Below are 254 nucleotides of genomic sequence, written 5' to 3'. Positions count from 1 at the left end.
GGTCGATCGCGATCGGCTCGCCGACAAAGCCCAGATCGACATGCCGCTCGATTCCCTGCAACGGATCGGGATCGCGCAGGCCGACCTTCTCCGCCAGCACCAGCCCGGCATCCTTGCCGGAGATGCCGACCGCGCGTCCGCCCGCCTGTCCGATCCAGCCGACGATATCCTTGTTGATCGATCCCGCGAGAACCATCTCGGCGATCTTCGCGGTCTCCGCGTCGGTCACGCGCAGTCCGTTCACGAACTGCGAC

Annotated in this window: 1 pseudogene; it reads right to left on the bottom strand. The window is 66.1% G+C overall.

Annotated features, from left to right (window positions below):
* Window positions 1–229, bottom strand: a pseudogene (locus AC0IYH_RS32775) (acetylglutamate kinase); the annotation flags it as partial.
* Window positions 230–254: the final 25 nt, after the last annotated feature.

This window comes from Pseudomonas sp. AC463, from assembly GCF_979253585.1.
The sequence above is the reverse complement of the archived record's forward strand: the minus strand, read 5'-3'. Positions and strand labels throughout refer to the sequence as shown.